Below are 17,352 nucleotides of genomic sequence, written 5' to 3' on the forward strand. Positions count from 1 at the left end.
TTCGACGCCGAAACCGGGGATCTCGTCGGCACGTTCTCGTCCGCGAATGCCCCGCTCGGGGTGCTCTACCGTCCCTGCGGCAACCGCCGCGCCGACGTCTGCCCGTCATGCTCGAGGACGTACGCCCGCGACACCTTCGCCATGATCAACTCCGGCCTGGTCGGCGGGAAGACCATCCCCGCCACGGTGGCAGACAACCCGCTCCTCTTCGCCACCTTCACCGCCCCCGGCTTCGGCAGCCCCTCGCACCGGCACCACAAGGACGACTCCCGTTGTCGCCCGCGCTCCCGCGACAAGGGCGCTCGCTGCCCCCACGGTCGGCCGATCTCGTGCATGGCCCGGCACGCTGAGGATGACGCGATCGTGGGCGCTCCGCTGTGCTCTGAGTGCCATGACATCGACTCCGCGATCATCTGGCAGTGGTTCGCCCCCGAGTTGTGGCGGCGTACGACCATCGCGCTCCGCCGCGCCCTGGCCGATCACCTGGGCGTCAAGGAGAAGGATCTCCGCCACCTCGCCACGGTCCAGTTCGCCAAGGTCGCCGAGTACCAAGCCCGGGGCCTGGTCCACTTCCACGCCCTCATCCGGCTCGACGGCTCGGACGGTCCTGGTTCGCCGGCACCGATCGACGGCCACGACCTGGCGCAGCTCGTCGAGACCTCCGCCGGCACCGTCACCTACACCGCTCCCCCGATCGATGCCGACGACAACACCGAACGCATCTTGAAGTGGGGCAAGCAACTCGACGTCCGCGTTGTCCGTGACGGTCACCGCACCGACGACCCCGACGGCACCCTGACCCCCGGCCAGGTCGCCGGGTACCTGGCCAAGTACGCCACCAAGGACGCCAACTCGATCCGCTCCGCCGAGACCCAGCGCCCCCACCTGGCCGCGATGGGCAGCCGCTGTCACCGCCTGGCCATGCGCGCGATCGCCCACTACGGGATCAACGAGGCCTCCAACCGGCTCCCCGGCCAGGCCGAGAAGCCCGCCAAGTCGGCCGTCAACCCGTACGACCTGCTCGGCAAGTGGGCGCACATGCTCGGGTTCCGGGGCCACTTCTCCACCAAGTCCCGGCGCTACTCGATCACCCTGGGCAGGCTCCGCCGCGCCCGTGCTCGCTATGCCGAACTCCGCGCCGCTGCCGAGCACAACGAAGAAGCCCGCGCGGTCCTGCTCGACCTCGACGAACTAGAGGCGTGGGTCCTGGCCGATGAGGAGACGACCCTCGTCGTCGGCTCCTGGCGCTTCGAAGGCACCGGCTGGACCTCCCCCGGTGACGAAGCCCTCGCCCTTGCTGCTGCGGCCCGTGCCCGCGAGTACGACCAGTGGCGAGCCCAGACCAAGAACACCACCAACGAGAAGGGGAAGTGAGATGGATGAGAAGTTGCTCTATCGGATCAGCGAGGTTGCGTTTTACCTCAGCCTGAGCCGGTCGAAGACGTACGAACTGGTGCGGGTCGGACACCTGCCCTCCGTGAAGATCGACGGCATCCGCCGCGTTCGTGGCTCCGACGTGGTGCAGTACGTCGAGGGGCTGAGGGCCGCCTGATGGGCAAGGTGAAGGACGGCATCGTCAAGCGTGGAAGCACATGGTCCTACGTCATCCGGGTGACGGATGCCAACGGCGTCAGCAAGCCCAAGTGGAAGGGCGGCTTTGCCACTGCCGAGGAGGCCAAGAACGCTCGCGATGAGGCGCGCGTTGCTGCTCGTCGAGGTGAGTTCGTACACCGGAAGTCGACGACCGTTGAGGAGTACTTGGCTCAGTGGCTCGATGCGCACCGGATGGAGGTTCGGCCGAAGACGGCTGAGGACTACCGGCTGATGATCGCGCGCTACATCGTGCCTCGCCTCGGCAAGATGCGGCTCCAGTCGGTGAAGCCGTCGACGCTGAGCACCTTCTACGCCTACCTCCTGCGGGAGGGCGGAAAGGACGGCGGGCCGCTGTCGCCTCGGACGGTCAACTACGTGCATTCGGTCCTCCGGAAGGCACTCAACGATGCCGTCAACACGGATCAGATTCTGGCCAGCAACCCGGCGCTCAAGGCCAAGCGCCCGAAGTCACAAGGGGTGACCGCAGTGCATGACATCTGGGACGCCAAGCAACTAGCCCGGTTCCTCGACGCCGTGGCGGCTGATCGGCTCGGGCCGTTCTTCCGGGTCGCTGCCTACACCGGCGCTCGACGAGGTGAGCTCTTCTATCTCCAGTGGTCGAACGTCGTCCTCGACGGCTCAGACCCGCACATCTGGATCCGGGGCTCAACGGCGATCGTTCGTGGCCACCGGGTCGACGGAGGAACCAAGACCGGCCGTGCCCGACGGGTCAGCATCGATGCTGGAACCGTGGCTGTTCTCCGATCCCACAAGGAGCGCCAGGAGAAGGAGCGCGAACTGGTCGGGGCCTCCTGGCCGGACAACGACCGGGTGTTCCGGATGGAGATGGGTACGCCGCTCAGGACTGACCTTCCCGGCGAGATTATGCGCCGGGTGATCAAGAGTCTTCACACCTCGAAGAACCCTCTTCCGTCGATCCGTCTCCACGACCTCCGCCACGTCCACGCGACGTTGCTACTGAAAGCCGGTGTGCCGGTTCACGTCGTCGCTGCTCGTCTCGGGCACCGCGATCCCTCGATGACGCTTCGCGTCTACGCGCACGTTCTGAGCGACCAGGGCGCGAGCGCTGCTCAGACGTTTGCAGATCTCTTCATCGAGGACGACGAGGACGACAGCGAGGAGGGGAATCAGTAATGCGTGTTAGCAACGGCGTTAGCAAGTGGGCCGGTTCCGGCTCCTCGCTCCCCCGCCAGATGGGGCGATTCACGCTCAATTGTGGCTCCCCGGGTAGGAGTCGAACCTACGTCGCTAGTCCTGATTCAAAGTCAGGCGGGCCCTGCCGGCAGACCAACCGGGGAACGTACGCCGAAACGCACGGGACAACTGTAGACGGGAAGGGCTGCGCTCACCGCACTGACTCAGCATGATCCCTCACCGGACTGGGCGGAGCGCGCTATCGTCGAGTCACTTCCTGTGTCGCACCCGTCTCCTCGACGCGATCGGCGGATGCGGCACACCCTGTCGAGGAGCTCACGTTGGCCGATGACGTCACGATCGATGGTTCGACCATCCGTACGGCGCGGGTGCGGCTTCGGCCATGGCGCGAGGACGACGCTCCCGCGGCGCTCGAGATCTACGGCAGCGCCGAGGTCGCCCGCTGGCTGGCGCCGGCCATGGAACAGGTCGCCGACGTCGACGCCATGCGGGCGATGATCAGCAGCTGGCTGGCCGCACCTCCCGGACCCGCCGGCCGAGCGACTGGCCGATGGGCGGTCGAGGAGATCGAGAGCGGACGTGTCGCGGGATCGGCACAGATCCTCCCGCTTCCCCCGGAGGGCGAAGACCTGGAGGTGGGCTACCAGCTCGCACCCTGGGCCTGGGGACGGGGCCTGGGGTCGGAAGCCGGACACGCCCTCGCCCACTACGCGTTCGCCAACGGTGAGGAGGAGGTCTTCGCCGTCGTACGCCCCCGGAACGAGCGCGGCATCCACGCCGCACGCCGCATCGGCATGGACTGGGTCGGGGAGACGGAGAAGTACTACGGCCTGAGGCTTCAGGTCTACCGCCTCCGCAACAGCGACCTGGACGTGCCCCTCCTCGACCCGAGTCCTCTCGAACACTGACCCGATCGGCGCGCCAATCGCCTACGGTGAGCACGTGGACCTTCCTGTGATGCCGCCGATCCTGCCGATGCTCGCGAAGCCCGTGAAGGGCGTGCCGACGGACGGCGGCTATGCGTTCGAGCCGAAGTGGGACGGCATCGGTTCTAGTTGTACGTAATCGCGCTACGATGCACTTGTGAAGGCACGGCGCCGTGACGCCGGGCCGCAGACGCGGCGCGGGGTTGGTTACACGCGCTACTCGACCGACGAGCAGGGTTCGACGGCTGAGCAGCGTGCGATCAACGACGCCGTTGCCTCCGAACACGACATCGTCTTGGTGCACTCGTTCGCCGACGAGGGTGTGTCTCGCAGTTTTGCCGACCGCCCCGGTCTCCAGGAGCTCTTCGACTATCTGGAGACCCACCGCGACGTGCACTATCTGGTCGTCAACGAGCTCGAGCGACTCACTGCAGGTGTCGGACAGCGCCAGCAGATCACCACCGTGTGCAAGCGACTCGGCATCACCCTCGTGACCGAGGACATCGGCCTGATCGATCCGCACGACGAGGACGCGATGTACGACGCCGATGTTCGCGCCGTGAACGCGAAGGGCGAGGTGCTCAAGGTCAGGCGCCGCACGCGTCGCAATCTTCGCGCCAAGGTCGCAGCCGGCTCAACGATCGCCATGCGTCCCGCCTACGGCGTACGCATGAAGCCTCTGGTTGTCGACGGCGTCGAGCTTCCCAGCGGGATGCCGGCCTTCATCGGGGGCCGCAAGGTGCGCTCGGGCGAGCTCGAGCTGCACCCAGACGAGTATCCCTGGCTCAAACAGATCTTCGTATGGGCCGACGAGGGCGTCCCGTCCGACGAAATCGCGCGGCGATTGAATGCGCACGCGGTTCCGACCAAGACACAACGATCCGGCTGGGGCGGAAACACCATCAACGGAATCCTCGACAATCCGCTCTACAAGGGTGAGCTCGTGTGGGGTCGGCGGCAGGTGCTGCGCGACGAGAACGGTAAGGCTTACCTCGAAGCGCGCGCCGAGGACGACCCCGGACGTGTCGTGATGGCTTCCCCGCTCGGTCCGCTCGTGGATCCTGACCTTTGGGATCGCGTGCACACCGAACGCATGGCTCGACGCGGCGAACGCCGAATGAAGAAACGCATCGTTCCCGAGCACGTCCTGGATCGCTTCGTCTATTGCGCCCGCTGCGGGCACCGTATGTACGCCCGGGTCGACAATCCTGGCAAACCGAACATGGCGGTACGTATCAGGTTCTACTGCCCCGGCACCCGACCAGGAATGGTCGCCAAGGAAGGCTTCCCAGGCACCTGCAAGCGCGTGAACAGCATGCTGGCTGACCGCATCATCAAAGGTGTCGGATCGCAGCCGATCCGCGGTGGCGCCACAGTCCGGGTCGCCGTCAGCCGCGGCGTCTCCAAAAACGAACACGCCCGCAGACGAGCTGCGCTCGAAGCCCGCATCTCGGAGGCCGAAGCAGAGTGGAAGAACGCCAAGCGACTGGCCATCAAAGGCCTTCTCGACGACGACGACCTCGCGTCGACGAAGCGACGTACCGATGAGGCCGTCAGCGCGGCGCGGGCCGAGCTGGCAGATCTCGGCGACAGTGCGCAGATCGAGGTTCTCCCCTTCGCCGGAGAGATAGCCGAACGGTTCGCCGAGCTCACCCAAGGACTGGAAGACGAATCAGCACCCATCGTTCTGCGGCAGAGACTGCTACGCGACTTCGGCGTGGACCGCATCTACGTCGACAACCCAGACATCCGAGTCGAGCTGCTCTAGCGATACTCCCGCCAAGAACGCGTCGCGCTTCGCCTTGAACACCGCCAGCGCCCACACCGCTCGTGCGTCCTGCTCCGGCGTAAGCAGCAGCCTGTCCTCCTCGGCATCGCACGACCTCTCCCGCTGCGCGCACGAACGGGAAGTCATCGCGAGAGAACTCGATCGCGCAGGGGGTACCGGCGCAGCTGGCATCGAATCCCGACCGGATGATTCCTCCATGGCCATCGCACCCCCTGATGTAGTCAGCGCAGCATGCCGCGCCCCTACTACCCAGGGTCGAAACCACTCGACCTATGGCCACTCCCGCTATCGGCAACTCACTCACCTGACGTAGCGAGCCGACGACCACCGTGGCGCACAGGGCAGGCGTCGGGGCGCTACTGCGCCAGCGAGTCACAGCCTGCGCCGGGAAGAGTTCATGCGCCATCCATTGACCCGCGTCTATTGATCAATCAGAATTGACTCAATGATCGATGAGCGAATTTCGGATACGAGCGCCCGAGCAGCCGCCTTTGCGGCGCTCGGGGATAGAGCTCGGCTGCGCATCGTCGACACTCTCGCGTTGGGCGACGCCTCGTCTTCAGACTTGGCCATGGCGCTGGGGATCCCCACCAACCTCTTGACGCACCACCTCCAGACCCTGGCGCGAGCGGGCATTGTCCCCCGTCGTCGCTCGGAAGGCGATGCGAGGCGGCCGACCGGCTGGCACCACTTTGACCCATCCATCATCACCTCCCGGGAAAGGCTCAAGGATGAGCACCTACGAACACCTCGAGATCGACCAGCAGCTCGCATTGCGCGAGGCGCACTCCCGCCTCGCCAGGGAGTTCAACGACACCGCCACCGACGAAACCATCCGTACCTTCCTGCTGTCGTCATACGAACAGTTCATCCCCCGGGCCAGCTTCGCCGACTATGTGCCGCTGCTGGCTGAACGCCACACCCGGCAGCAGCTTCAGGCGCTGCACAAGATCGAGCATGGCAACGAGGACCACAAGCCGGTGGTGCTGTTCGTCTGCGTACACAACGCCGGCCGCTCACAGATGGCTCTAGGCTTCCTCAGCCACCATGCAGGCACAGGCGCGCTCGGCTGGTCTGCGGGCAGCCAGCCTGCCGACCTCGTCAACCCGGTTGCGATCGAGGCGATGGCCGAGCGTGGCATCGACATCTCCGAGGAGTTCCCCAAGCCCTGGACGGACGAGATCGTCCAGGCAGCGGATGTCGTGGTCACCATGGGGTGTGGCGACGAGTGCCCCTACTTCCCCGGAAAGACCTACGTCGATTGGGCGCTCGATGATCCCAAGGGCCTCGGAATCGAGGCCGTACGGCCGATCCGTGATGAGGTCGAGCAGCGGGTCCTTGACCTCCTCAGGCAGCTCGGGGTCAGCACCGTTTCATGAGAACGATCGGTGGCGGGCTATGGTTTGGGGGTGCCTGTGAGCCTCCCCGAGCCGACTCCGGAGGAGTCCCCTGCTCTCGGCCTGGCGCCGGTGCTCCGTCCGGCACTGACCAAGGAGCAGGCCGAGAGCACCGCTCAGATGCTGTCGGTGGTCTCCAACCCCACCCGGCTGCAGATCCTGTCCTTGATCCATCACAGCCCACAGGGACGCGCTCGGGTGGTCGATCTCACCACCGCTCTCGAGCTTCGGCAGCCGTCGATCTCACACCACATGAAGGTGATGACCGAGGCTGGCATCCTGCACCGAGAACCCGTTGGCCGCGAGGCGTGGTACTCCATCCAGCCCGACCGCCTCACCGCCATCGCGGATCTTCTTCGCTGACCGGGAAAGCCACTCGAAGTAGATCGCGACGATGAGTGATCAGCGGGCAGCCCAGGTCGCCGCGATGGCGCAGGCGGATCGTGTGCAGTTGCTGGCGCTGCTCCTCAGTGACCCGAACGGGGTCGCAACTGCCGAGCGGCTGGCCGGCTCAGGTGCACCCGGGCCCGTACGCCGCCACCTTCGGGCGCTCGCGGAGGTCGGGCTGGTGATCGAAGGCCCTTCGGGGTTCCGCCCAACTCATGACGCCCTCGTCCGTTTCGGCAGCCTTGCCGGGGAGATCTCGGTTCCCGCAGTCCCGCACTCCGTCGAGCACGAGCGCGTGCTGCGGAGCATCACCACCACCCTCAGCATCAGGTTCGCGGGAGTCCTCGCCCCGGAGACCGTGGCGGCCTTCGTCCACGAGAGCTACGACCTGCTGGCAAGCCGCGCGACCATCCCTCAGTTCCTGCCCCAACTCACCGAGCGGTTCGCAGCCGACCGTCTCGAAGCGGTTGCCTCGCTCGACCGTGCTGACCGACGGTCCAGCAACGACGTCCTCTTCGTCTGCGTGCGCAACGCCGGCAGATCACAGATCGCTGCTGCGCTGATGCGTGATCGGGTCGGCACACAGGTCCACATCCGTGCTGCCGGGATCAGACCGGCATCACGCGTCAATCCCGCGGTCCGTGAGGAGTTGGCGCTGCGCGGCCTGGACGGACTCACCGAGTTCCCACGGCCTCTCACCACGGAGATCGTGCGCGCCTCCGGCTGGGTGGTGACGATGGGCTGTGGCGACGCCTGCCCCGTTGTGCCGGGGCGGCGCTATGAGGACTGGGCGATTGAGGACCCGGCGGACCGCAAGCCTCAGGAAGTGCGCCGGATCGTGGACGAGATCTCGATCCGTGTCGACCGGCTCATCGCCGAGATGGGCGTCTTGCCCGCCTGACCTCGTGGCGCGAAAGCCCGGGTATTGATCCGATAACCCACGCCTCTAATGGTCTCGATCGTGTCGTGAACTCCCAGCAGCTCGAACTTGTGGCGTACGCGTTTGATCGCGGCTGTGAGCAGGTTGTTGGGCTCGTTCGGCACTTCGGGCCATGCCGCAGCGACCAGTGCGTCGCGGGTGGCGGCACGGCCGTCGCGACGAACGAGCTCGACGAGCACGCGGAACTCGAGCGGGCTGAGATCGAGGCTCGTGTCGTCGACCCGGGCGTCTTGCCACTCGGGAACCATCGAGAGTCGGCCGATCCTCACCTCCGTCGGTGGCGGGAGCGAGGGCAAGACCGCGCCGATGACCCGAATGAGCTCTCCGGTGTCATACGGAAGGACCACCAATGGTCGGCCACCGGCCGCCACAGCCGGGCCGATCGTCTCGGTGTCGTCGGGGGCGTAGGCGATCAGCACGAGGTGGTCGGTCTCGTCTCGGATGGCCTCGACGATCTCACCCAGGAGCAGTGGCCCGAGCCGCACCGACACCACCACGACGGCTGCCGGTTCCGCGCCAAGATGCGCCAGCGCGTGCCACGGCGTGGTGAACGTCACCACACGCACGCCGCGCACGCTGAGCTCCGCCTCCACGCGGACAGCCTCGTCCTCGTCCGGCTCGATCAGCACGACGCACTCGCGCCCTGTGGTGAGCGACGCCCAGACTCGAGCATCGGCGCGTACCCGAATCCTTTCGCGCTCCCCCGCACGATCCTCTGCGCGATCTCCACTCACCCGACGACCTCCCCGGTTGAGATGTAGACGACCTGGTGGGCGATCGCTACGGCGTGGTCAGCGATTCGTTCGTAGAAGCGCCCGATGAGGGTCAGGTCGATCGCCGTCTCGACCTCCGAGGCGCCCGCACCTTCGATCACCGCAAGCAGCAGCGAGCGGTGCAGGGAGTCCATCTGGTCGTCCTCGGCATCGAGACCGCGGGCGGTCTCGACGTCCTCCTCATCGAAGACCTGGTGGGCATGGCGCCACAGCGACTGGGCCGTTTGCGCCATGGACGCGACGGTCTCCCGGCAGGTGCTGGGCACCACTGCAGAGGGGTGGCGACGGCGGGCCTGCTTGGCGATGTTCTTCGCCAGGTCCCCTGAGCGCTCCAGGTCTGCGACGATCCGGTGCACCCCCAAGAGCAGCCGAAGGTCACGGGCGACCGGCTGCTGCCGCATCTGGATCTCGATCGCCTCTGCTTCGATCTGGCGGCAGAGCAGGTCGATACGGAGATCCTCGGAGATGACAGCCTCGGCCAGCTCCCGGTCCGCGTCGAGCAGCGCCCGCGATGACCGAGCGATGGCACGCTCCACGAGCCCGAAGAGCTCCCCGACCTGGCCTGCGACCGTCTCGAGATCCTCGTGGAAGCGGTTGCGCATCAGCCGAACCGTCCGGTGATGTAGTCCTCGGTGCGGGCGTCGCTCGGATTCTGGAAGATGGTCGTCGTACGGTCGAACTCGACCAGCAGACCGGTCCGGTTACCGGTGGTCTCATCCGGCTTGGCAGTGAAGAAGGCCGTACGGTCCGAGACCCGGGCCGCCTGCTGCATGTTGTGGGTGACGATGATGATGGTGAACTCGCTGCGCAGCTCCTGCATGAGGTCCTCGATGCGTGCGGTGGCGATCGGGTCGAGTGCGGAGCAGGGCTCGTCCATCAAGATCACGTCGGGCTTGGTCGCGATGGTGCGAGCGATACACAGCCTTTGCTGCTGGCCTCCGGAGAGGCCGAAGGCGGATTGCTTGAGCTTGTCCTTGACCTCGTCCCACAGAGCGGCGCCGCGCAGGGCCTGCTCGACCAGGTCGTCCATCGAGTCGACCTTCATGCCGGTGACCCGTGGGCCGTAGGCGATGTTGTCGTAGATCGACTTGGGGAACGGGTTGGGCTTCTGGAAGACCATCCCGATGTTCTGCCGAACCGCGATCGGGTCGACCTTGGGGGCGTAGATGTCTTCCCCGTGGTAAGTCACCGAGCCCTCGACGTGGGCGCCGGGGACAAGGTCGTTCATCCGGTTCAGACAGCGCAGCACGGTCGACTTCCCACAACCGGAGGGGCCGATCATCGCAGTGATCTCGTGGCGCCCGAAGGTCAGGTCGACGTCGTGGACGGCGTGGAAGTCACCGTAGAAGACGTTGAGCTTCTCGGTGCGCATGACAGGGTCGGGCGGCAGCTTCGGAACCTGAGGTGTCACGGCCGTCCCGTCGACGGGAGCCGACTCGGGCAGGTCGCCGAAGCCGGCGCGGGTCGAGAAGTGGGTGGGTGGGATCGAGGTCAAGGAAGGCTCCTACCAGGAACGCTGGAACTTGTTGCGGATGAAGATGGCCAGCCCGTTCATGAGCAGGATCATGGCGAGGAGCAGGATGATCGCCGCGGAGGCGGCCTGCTGGTAGGCCTCATGCGGTTGCCCGGCCAGGTTGTAGATCTGCAGCGGCATCGCGGTGGCCTTGTCCAGGATCCCGTTCGGGTCGAACCGCACGGTCGCGAAGCCCACCAGGATCAGTGGCGCCGCTTCGCCGATCGCCCGGGACAGGCCCAGGATGGTGCCGGTCGCGATGCCGGGGATGGCCGAGGGGAGCGTGTTGCGCCAGGTCGTCTGCCACACGGTCGCGCCGAGTGCCAGGGACCCGTCGCGGATCTCCTGCGGGACGGTCCGGAACGCCTCCCGGGTCGTGATGATGACGACCGGCAGGATCAGCAGCGCGAGGGCGATCGCGCCGCCGAGCACGATGCCCTTGTAGGTGAACCCGAGCACGCCCATGATCGCCGCGGCGAGCATCCCGTAGATGATCGCCGGCACCGCGGCGAGGTTCTGCAGGTTGATCTCGATGACGCGGTTGTACCAGCGGTTCTTGTCGGCGTATTCCTCCAGGTAGATCGCCGCCGCGATGCCGAGCGGGATCGCCATCACGGCCGTGGTGAGCATCAGCCAGATCGAACCCAGGATGCCGGCGCGGAAACCGGTCTCGTCCTTGCGGATCGTCGACTCGTACTCGGTGAACAGCTGTGAGTCCATCCGAGGCAGGCCCTCGATCAGGGTGTCGATGATGAGCGCGAGCAGCACCATCACCCCGAAGAAGAGCGAGAACCACAGGGCTGCCAGGAAGATCATCGAGGCGAGGTTGCGGTCCTTGCTCTTCCCGGTCGCGATCGTGCTGGCGGTGACGTTCCGCGCTGTCGTTGCTGCCACGCTCATCAGTAGGCCTGCCTGAACCGTCGCACGATAGCGATGCTGATCATGTTGATGACGAAGGTGATGACGAAGAGCAGCAGGGCGACGGCGAAGAGCATGTTGTACGACACGCTGCCGACCGGGTTCTCGCCACCGGCTGTCTGGGCGATGAACGCCGTCATCGTCTGGTGACCGACGAATGGGCTGAGATCGAGGCTCTTGCCCGAGCCGCCGACCATCGCCACGATCATCGTCTCTCCAACCGCCCTGGAGAGTCCGAGCACGATCGCTGCCGCGATGCCGGACAGAGCGGCGGGGAAGACCACCCGCAGGGTGGTCTGCATGCGGTTGGCGCCCATCGCGAGCGAGCCCTGGCGCAGGGCGAGCGGCACCGCGCTGAGTGCGTCCTCGGCGAGCGAGGCGATCGTCGGGATGATCATCACGCCGAGCACGAGGCCGGCTGCCAGCGAGTTGGTCAGGTTGACGTCGAGGTTGAGCCATCCCTGCAGCACCACCGGCGTCACGAAGAAGAGCGCGAAGAAGCCGTAGACGACCGACGGCACCCCGGCGAGCAGTTCCACGGTCGGCTTGAGCCACTTGCGAGCCCTCCTGGAGGCGTACTCCGAGAGGTACATCGCCGCCCCGAGGCCGAGCGGCACCGCCAGTGCGAGAGCGATGACCGTGGTCAGGAACGTGCCGAAGATCAGCGGCAGCACGGCGGGACGTACGTCTTGCCGGCCAGCATCTGTCGAGGAGAAGAAGTCTCCCAGGCCGACCTGGCCGAAGAACTCCACGACAGGCTCGATCAGCGAGGCGATGATGCCGAAGGTGATGATCACAGAAAGGATCGCGGCCAGCCGGAGCATGGCTTTGATCACCGTCTCGCCGGGGCGTCGGCGGGCGGCGAGCGACGGATGCGCGGGCAGACCCGCCCCGGAGGGCGGGCCTGCCGCGACGTGGCTGGACATCAGCTGTGGGTTCCTTCAGATCCCTCAGGCGATGCCTTCGAGCGCCTTCTGAGTGTTGCCGTAGTCGTCGTCGGAGAGCGGGATGAACTGGGCCGTCTCGGCGATCTCGGCGAGGTTCTCGATGTAGAAGTCGACGTACTCCTTCGTGGCGCCGTCCTCGGCGTCGTAGGACTCGTTGGCCACGTAGATGAACAGCGGGCGTGCCAGCGGGCTGTAGGAGCCGTCGCGTGCGGTGTCGACCGAGGGCGCGACGCAGCCGTTGCCGCCGTCGATCTCGAGCGCCTTGAGCTTGTCGGTGTTCTCCTCGTAGTAGGTGAACCCGAAGAAGCCGACCGCACCCTTGGTGCCCGAGACGCCCTGGACCAGCACGTTGTCGTCCTCGGAGGACTCGAAGTCCTCGCGGAGGATCTCCTTCTCGGACTCGACCACGTCGGAGTTCATGTAGTCGTACGTGCCGGAGTCGGTGCCGGGTACGTAGCCAGTGATTGCCTGATCGGGGAAGCTCGGGTCGAGCTCCTTCCAGTTCTTGGCGGGCTTGTCGGGGCCGAACAGCTGCTTGAGCTGGTCGACGGTGACGCAGTCGACAGCGAGGTCGGGGTGAACCACGACGGTCAGTGCGTCGGTGGCCACCAGCAGCTCGGTGTAGTCGACGCCTGCCTCCTTGCATGTCGCTGCCTCTTCGTCCTTGATCGGACGGGACGCGTCGGAGATGTCGGTCTCGCCGGCACAGAACTTCTCGAACCCGCCGCCGGTGCCGGAGAAGCCGACCGAGACTTCGACCTCCGGGTTCTCCTCGGAGAGGTACTCCGCGGCGGTGTTGCTCATCGGGTAGACGGTCGAGGAGCCGTCGACGGCGACCGAGCCGCTGACCGAGCCGGCGTCGTCACCGCCGTTGTTGCTGCTGCCGCAGGCGGCGAGCGAGAGCATCAGGGCTGCCGCGCCGGTGGCGGCGACGGTGCGCTTGGGGAGCTTGAGCACGAAACTCTTCCTGTCTCGATTCAGGCAGCTTCGAACCGCCTGAGGTCATTTCGAACGACATTGATCGAATCCGTTCAATGCAAACAGGCGGTGAACGAATGCCTCCCCTTGTATGAAAGATAGGACAGGATCGATTCATCGATCCTGTCCTATCTATATGGGATAGCCCGAACGGGTCAGGTGCCGATGACTCCGCCGTCGTCCTTGGTGATGACCACGGTCGCCGAGCGGGGCACCGTGATGCCATCGACGCCCGGCCACTGGCTCTCGGCGCCGTCGCCAGGGTGCTGGATGTTGACGAACATGGTGCGCTGATCCGGCGTGGTGACCACGCCGGTGACCTCGCAGCCGACGACGCCGGTGAGGAACCTGCGGAGCTCCGGGCGGCCGTCCGCGTCGACCTTCCTCGGGTTGGCGGCAAGCATCTGGTCGTTGGCTCCGGTCGGCTGGCTACCGTCGGTCTGGATCCAGATCCGGCCGTCAGCGTCCGACCAGATCCCGTCGGGCGAGCCGAACGCGTCGGAGGCATCGATCGTCGAGCCGTCACCGCTGTCGCGGCCCTGGCCGGCCAGCAGGAACAGGTCCCACTCGAAGCTCGTGGCGGCGTGGTCGTTGCGGTGCTCCTTCCAGCGCACGATGTGGCCCCACGGGTTGGGCTTACGGGGGTTCGCACCACTCATCACCTTGGCCGAGGAGGTGTTGTTGGTGAGCGTCAGGTAGACCATTTCGGTCGTCGGGTCCACGGTCACCCATTCGGGTCGGTCCATCGTCGTGGCTCCGACCGTGCTCGCCGCGAGGCGGGTCTTGACGAGCACGTCTCCCTGGTCGGCGTACCCGTTCTCGGGCGTCAAGCCGTTCTTGCCGTGCGTGAGCGGCAGCCAGTCACCAGAGCCGTCGTCGTTGAAGCGAGCGACGTACAGGGTGCCCTCGTCGAGCGGGCTCTTCCCCCGAGCGCGAGCCTTGCGCCACGGCTCCTTGGAGACGAACTTGTAGGCATGCTCGTTGACCTGGTCGTCGCCGCAATAGACGACGACTCGGCCGTCAGGCGCCTCGTAGACCGTGGCCCCCTCGTGCTTGGAGCGGCCCAGAGCGGTGCGCTTGACCGGGCGGGCATGGGGATCGTGCGGGTCGAACTCGACGACCCAGCCGAACCTGTTGGCCTCGTGCGGCTCTTCGGGGGTGACGACGAAGCGCGGGTCGTTCGTCGCCCAGTTGTTCCGGTCGCCACCGACACCGTAACGGCTGGTCAACGCCGCCTGCTCCGCGGTGTAGTCGCCGGCGTCGACACGGAAGTAGCCGTTGAAGTTCTCCTCGCAGGCCAGGTACGTCCCCCACGGCGTGACTCCGTGGGAGCAGTTGTTGATCGTTCCGACGGGCTTCATGCCCTCGGGATCCACACTGGTGCGGAGCAGCGGGTTGCCGGCGGCCGGGCCCGAGAAGGACATCGGGGTGTTCGCGGTGACCCGGCGGTTGTAGCGGCCACGCACCACCTCCCACTCGCCCGGCGCCTGCTCCTTGACCTCGATCACGGAGACACCGTGGGCCGCCTGGGACTTCCTCACCATCTCGGCGGTCCAAGCTTCCTTCGGCGGCGCGGTGGTCGTGCCGGTCTGCAGGAGCGCCTCATCGGTGTACTCGTGGTTGACGACGAGCAGGCCGTGCCTGCTGGCATCGCGGCCCTTCCCGAGCGGGAAGAAGTGCATGCCGTCGTGGTGCATCCCGACCTGCTGCTCCTGATCGTCCGCCGTGTTGCCGCCGGGCACGAATGCCGGGTACGAGCCGGTGATCGGCGTCCCCCAGGGAACGAACGGGCGCGCGGTGTATCCCTCCGGAACGCTCACGGTGTCGGCGGTGCTCAACGGCACCGGGTCGAACCCGAGAACCGGGCCGCGCTTCCTGACCGGACCGGCCAGAGCCGCCTCGGCCGTGCCGAGGGTCAAGAAAGTGGCCGCCCCCACCATCGAACCGGCGATCACCGTACGCCGGGAGGCTCGTCGCGACACGACGTCGATGAAGCTCGGGCTGTCGGAGGAGTTTGTGCTGATGTCGTCGGGATCGAACTCGACCTCGGTGCTCATCTCTTGGCGTTCCCTTCGCTGCAAGATCACGGAGTGGTTGGTGCCTCCCGAGCGGCATGCCGTACTGATCGGCACGGCTGGATGCATCGAAACGGACCTATAGAACAGTAAGGTGAACGACCGCCAAACGGCGTAGGTATGCATGCCCTCAGCACGTGGGGTTCAGAGCAGGAGGACTCAGAGGACGAAGAATCCCAACGAGCTGGCCGCCACGACCACAGCCCAAGCGGGTGCCTTCCACACGGCCAGAGCTACGAACGCCACTGCAGCGACGACGACGGTCCGATCGGTCGTGATGCCCTCGGTGAAAACGGGGTCATACAGCGCGGCGGCGAGAAGCCCCACGACCGCAGCTCCGGCACCAGCAAGCGCGCGCCGCGCGGGCTCATAGGCACGGAGCCGCTCCCAGAAGGGAAGCCCCGCCAGGACCAGCAGCATCGAGGGGGCAAAGATCGCGAGGAGCGCGATGGTGCCGCCGACGACACCGGTCGGCGATGCTGGCATCACCGCGCCCAGGTACGCCGCGAACGTGAACAGCGGCCCTGGGACAGCCTGTGCGGCGCCGTAGCCAGCCAGGAACGACTCACGTTCCACGAGTCCGGCGCCGACAGTCTCCGCCTCCAGCAGCGGAAGAACCACGTGGCCGCCCCCGAAGACCAGCGATCCGGCGCGGTAGAAGGAGTCGATCAGGTTCAGGGTCGGGCTGGCAACGATGGCTGCAAGGACAGGGAGGCCGATGAGCAGCGTCAGGAAGACCACGAAACTGGAGATCGCCGTACGCCGGCCGACCGGAGCCGACTCGCCATCGTCCTCCTCGGGCGTGAGAGCGGCGGTCAGCAGGAAGGATCCGAGCAGGCCGCCGAGGACGATCGCAGCCACCTGGCTCCATGCCGACGGCACCAGCAAGACGACCGCCATGGCCCCGACTGCGATCGCTGCACGTCGGCTCCCGACAGCCAGGGTCTTCGCCATGCCCAGGACGGCATGGGCCACGACCGCGACGGCTGCAGCCTTGAGTCCTACCAACCAGCCCGCATCGTGCTCGACGCCGAGCGCCTGAACTCCTAGCGCGAAGCCGAGCATCAGCAGAGCAGACGGCAGCGTGAAGGCAACCCAGGCCGCCGCCATCCCCAGATATCCCGCGCGACGCAGACCGATGGCCATCCCGACCTGGCTCGATGCCGGGCCCGGCAGGAACTGGCACAGTGCCACCAGGTCCGCGTACGCGTGCTCGTCGAGCCACCGCCGCCGAACGACGAACGCCTCGCGGAAGTAGCCCAGGTGAGCCACAGGCCCACCGAAACTGGTCAGCCCCAACCCGAGGAAGACACGGAAGACCTCCGCGGCCGATCCTCTGTGAACGGCGTCATCAGAGTGCCTGTCCATCTCGCTCCTGGTGTCGGATTCCGAGGTCGCCGCACGATAGCAACGCAATGCTTGGCCACTGCGACCGACTCCGTCCTCCGCCGGACGATTCACCCGCCTGAGGCCCACCTCCATCCGGCGTCGGGGCATCAAGGCGCCTTCGCTACCGTTAGCCGGTCGGGTATCCCGCGGGAACCCGACGAACCAAAGACGCGGGACTCGATCCAGGGAGCAGACTCAGATGGCGCCTCGCGCTCGATTGGCGGTGGCGGCTGTTGCCGTCCTTGCCAGTTCTTCGATGATGCTCGCTGCCACCGGGCCCGTCGGCTCGCTGGGGTCGCTGGCCGAGACCGCGTTCGCGCGCGTCGACAAGAGGTCTGCGGAGAAGAGCGTGGTGCCCTCGACCGCCACGCCGACGCCTGACTGGGCGCCCTACTCGACCAAGCCCAACATCCTCATGATCACCGCCGACGACCTCGCCTACGAGGACCTCGACTACATGCCCCACACCCGCAGCCTGCTGGCCGACCAGGGCACCACGCTGACCGAGGCGATCGCACCCACGCCGATCTGCGTGCCGGCCCGCGCATCGT

Annotated in this window: 17 protein-coding genes, 1 tRNA gene and 2 pseudogenes; 11 read left to right on the forward strand and 9 right to left on the reverse strand. The window is 66.4% G+C overall.

What is annotated here, in order from left to right; all coding sequences use genetic code 11:
- The 3 genes from ACFVJS_RS17015 to ACFVJS_RS17025 form a co-directional block, all read left to right on the forward strand.
- Positions 1-1,374: replication initiator (locus tag ACFVJS_RS17015; protein WP_378882448.1), on the forward strand; the 1,374-nt coding region annotated here is incomplete at its 5' end.
- 1 nt (position 1,375) lies between these two features.
- Positions 1,376-1,552 carry a helix-turn-helix domain-containing protein gene (locus ACFVJS_RS17020; RefSeq protein ID WP_189120686.1) on the forward strand — a complete coding sequence of 59 codons (177 nt, stop codon included), beginning with the start codon at positions 1,376-1,378 and terminating at the stop codon, positions 1,550-1,552.
- Positions 1,552-2,748 (forward strand): tyrosine-type recombinase/integrase, encoded by a 1,197-nt coding sequence (locus ACFVJS_RS17025; RefSeq protein WP_378882451.1) that lies wholly within the window; start codon positions 1,552-1,554, stop codon positions 2,746-2,748. Before ACFVJS_RS17020 ends, ACFVJS_RS17025 begins: the two co-directional genes overlap by 1 nt.
- An 82-nt stretch (positions 2,749-2,830) precedes the next feature.
- Here the strand turns inward: ACFVJS_RS17025 and ACFVJS_RS17030 are convergent.
- Positions 2,831-2,912: transfer RNA gene (locus tag ACFVJS_RS17030), tRNA-Gln, on the reverse strand.
- 177 nt (positions 2,913-3,089) lie between these two features.
- Between ACFVJS_RS17030 and ACFVJS_RS17035 the strand changes: the two genes are divergently transcribed.
- The 7 genes and pseudogenes from ACFVJS_RS17035 (at position 3,090) to ACFVJS_RS17065 (ending at position 8,169) form a co-directional block, all read left to right on the forward strand.
- The gene (locus tag ACFVJS_RS17035) at positions 3,090-3,677 is read left to right on the forward strand and encodes a GNAT family N-acetyltransferase (RefSeq protein ID WP_378882454.1); all 588 of its coding nucleotides are present in this window, start codon (positions 3,090-3,092) and stop codon (positions 3,675-3,677) included.
- Positions 3,678-3,711: 34 nt separating this feature from the next.
- A complete protein-coding gene (locus ACFVJS_RS17040; RefSeq protein WP_378882457.1) occupies positions 3,712-3,834 on the forward strand; it encodes a hypothetical protein in 123 nt (40 codons plus the stop codon).
- A gap of 18 nt (positions 3,835-3,852) precedes the next feature.
- Positions 3,853-5,463, forward strand: a complete 1,611-nt coding sequence (locus ACFVJS_RS17045) for a recombinase family protein (RefSeq protein ID WP_378882460.1) — start codon at positions 3,853-3,855, stop codon at positions 5,461-5,463.
- Positions 5,464-5,929: 466 nt separating this feature from the next.
- Positions 5,930-6,112, forward strand: a pseudogene (locus tag ACFVJS_RS17050) (ArsR/SmtB family transcription factor); the annotation flags it as partial.
- Between the two features lie 103 nt (positions 6,113-6,215).
- The gene (locus ACFVJS_RS17055) at positions 6,216-6,863 is read left to right on the forward strand and encodes an arsenate reductase ArsC (RefSeq protein ID WP_378882463.1); all 648 of its coding nucleotides are present in this window, start codon (positions 6,216-6,218) and stop codon (positions 6,861-6,863) included.
- A 30-nt stretch (positions 6,864-6,893) separates the two neighbouring features.
- Complete coding sequence (locus ACFVJS_RS17060; RefSeq protein WP_378882466.1) at positions 6,894-7,244, forward strand: ArsR/SmtB family transcription factor; 351 nt, start codon at positions 6,894-6,896, stop codon at positions 7,242-7,244.
- A 31-nt stretch (positions 7,245-7,275) separates the two neighbouring features.
- Positions 7,276-8,169 (forward strand): low molecular weight phosphatase family protein, encoded by an 894-nt coding sequence (locus tag ACFVJS_RS17065; RefSeq protein WP_378882469.1) that lies wholly within the window; start codon positions 7,276-7,278, stop codon positions 8,167-8,169.
- On the opposite strand, the gene ACFVJS_RS17070 is transcribed toward ACFVJS_RS17065, so the two are convergent.
- The 8 genes from ACFVJS_RS17070 to chrA form a co-directional block, all read right to left on the reverse strand.
- The gene (locus ACFVJS_RS17070) at positions 8,088-8,837 is read right to left on the reverse strand and encodes a winged helix-turn-helix domain-containing protein (protein ID WP_378882472.1); all 750 of its coding nucleotides are present in this window, start codon (positions 8,835-8,837) and stop codon (positions 8,088-8,090) included. The two genes, ACFVJS_RS17065 and ACFVJS_RS17070, sit on opposite strands and share 82 nt — an antisense overlap.
- 101 nt (positions 8,838-8,938) lie before the next feature.
- Complete coding sequence (phoU, locus tag ACFVJS_RS17075; protein ID WP_378882475.1) at positions 8,939-9,583, reverse strand: phosphate signaling complex protein PhoU; 645 nt, start codon at positions 9,581-9,583, stop codon at positions 8,939-8,941.
- Positions 9,583-10,353, reverse strand: coding sequence for a phosphate ABC transporter ATP-binding protein PstB (gene pstB / locus ACFVJS_RS17080; protein WP_378882492.1), 771 nt, complete (start codon positions 10,351-10,353; stop codon positions 9,583-9,585). The genes phoU and pstB overlap by 1 nt, the downstream gene beginning before the upstream one ends.
- 132 nt (positions 10,354-10,485) lie before the next feature.
- A complete protein-coding gene (pstA, locus tag ACFVJS_RS17085; protein ID WP_378882478.1) occupies positions 10,486-11,388 on the reverse strand; it encodes a phosphate ABC transporter permease PstA in 903 nt (300 codons plus the stop codon).
- Positions 11,389-11,393: 5 nt separating this feature from the next.
- Positions 11,394-12,338 (reverse strand): phosphate ABC transporter permease subunit PstC, encoded by a 945-nt coding sequence (gene pstC, locus ACFVJS_RS17090; RefSeq protein WP_378882481.1) that lies wholly within the window; start codon positions 12,336-12,338, stop codon positions 11,394-11,396.
- A gap of 24 nt (positions 12,339-12,362) precedes the next feature.
- The gene (locus ACFVJS_RS17095; RefSeq protein ID WP_378882483.1) at positions 12,363-13,316 is read right to left on the reverse strand and encodes a PstS family phosphate ABC transporter substrate-binding protein; all 954 of its coding nucleotides are present in this window, start codon (positions 13,314-13,316) and stop codon (positions 12,363-12,365) included.
- Positions 13,317-13,492: 176 nt separating this feature from the next.
- The gene (locus tag ACFVJS_RS17100; protein WP_378882486.1) at positions 13,493-15,394 is read right to left on the reverse strand and encodes a PhoX family protein; all 1,902 of its coding nucleotides are present in this window, start codon (positions 15,392-15,394) and stop codon (positions 13,493-13,495) included.
- A 177-nt stretch (positions 15,395-15,571) separates the two neighbouring features.
- Positions 15,572-16,780 carry a chromate efflux transporter gene (chrA, locus tag ACFVJS_RS17105; protein ID WP_378882489.1) on the reverse strand — a complete coding sequence of 403 codons (1,209 nt, stop codon included), beginning with the start codon at positions 16,778-16,780 and terminating at the stop codon, positions 15,572-15,574.
- A gap of 277 nt (positions 16,781-17,057) precedes the next feature.
- Here chrA and ACFVJS_RS17110 point away from each other — a divergent pair.
- A pseudogene (locus ACFVJS_RS17110) lies at positions 17,058-17,352 on the forward strand (arylsulfatase); the annotation flags it as partial.

It is taken from the genome of Nocardioides sp. NPDC057772 (assembly GCF_042798075.1).
GTDB lineage: Bacteria > Actinomycetota > Actinomycetes > Propionibacteriales > Nocardioidaceae > Nocardioides.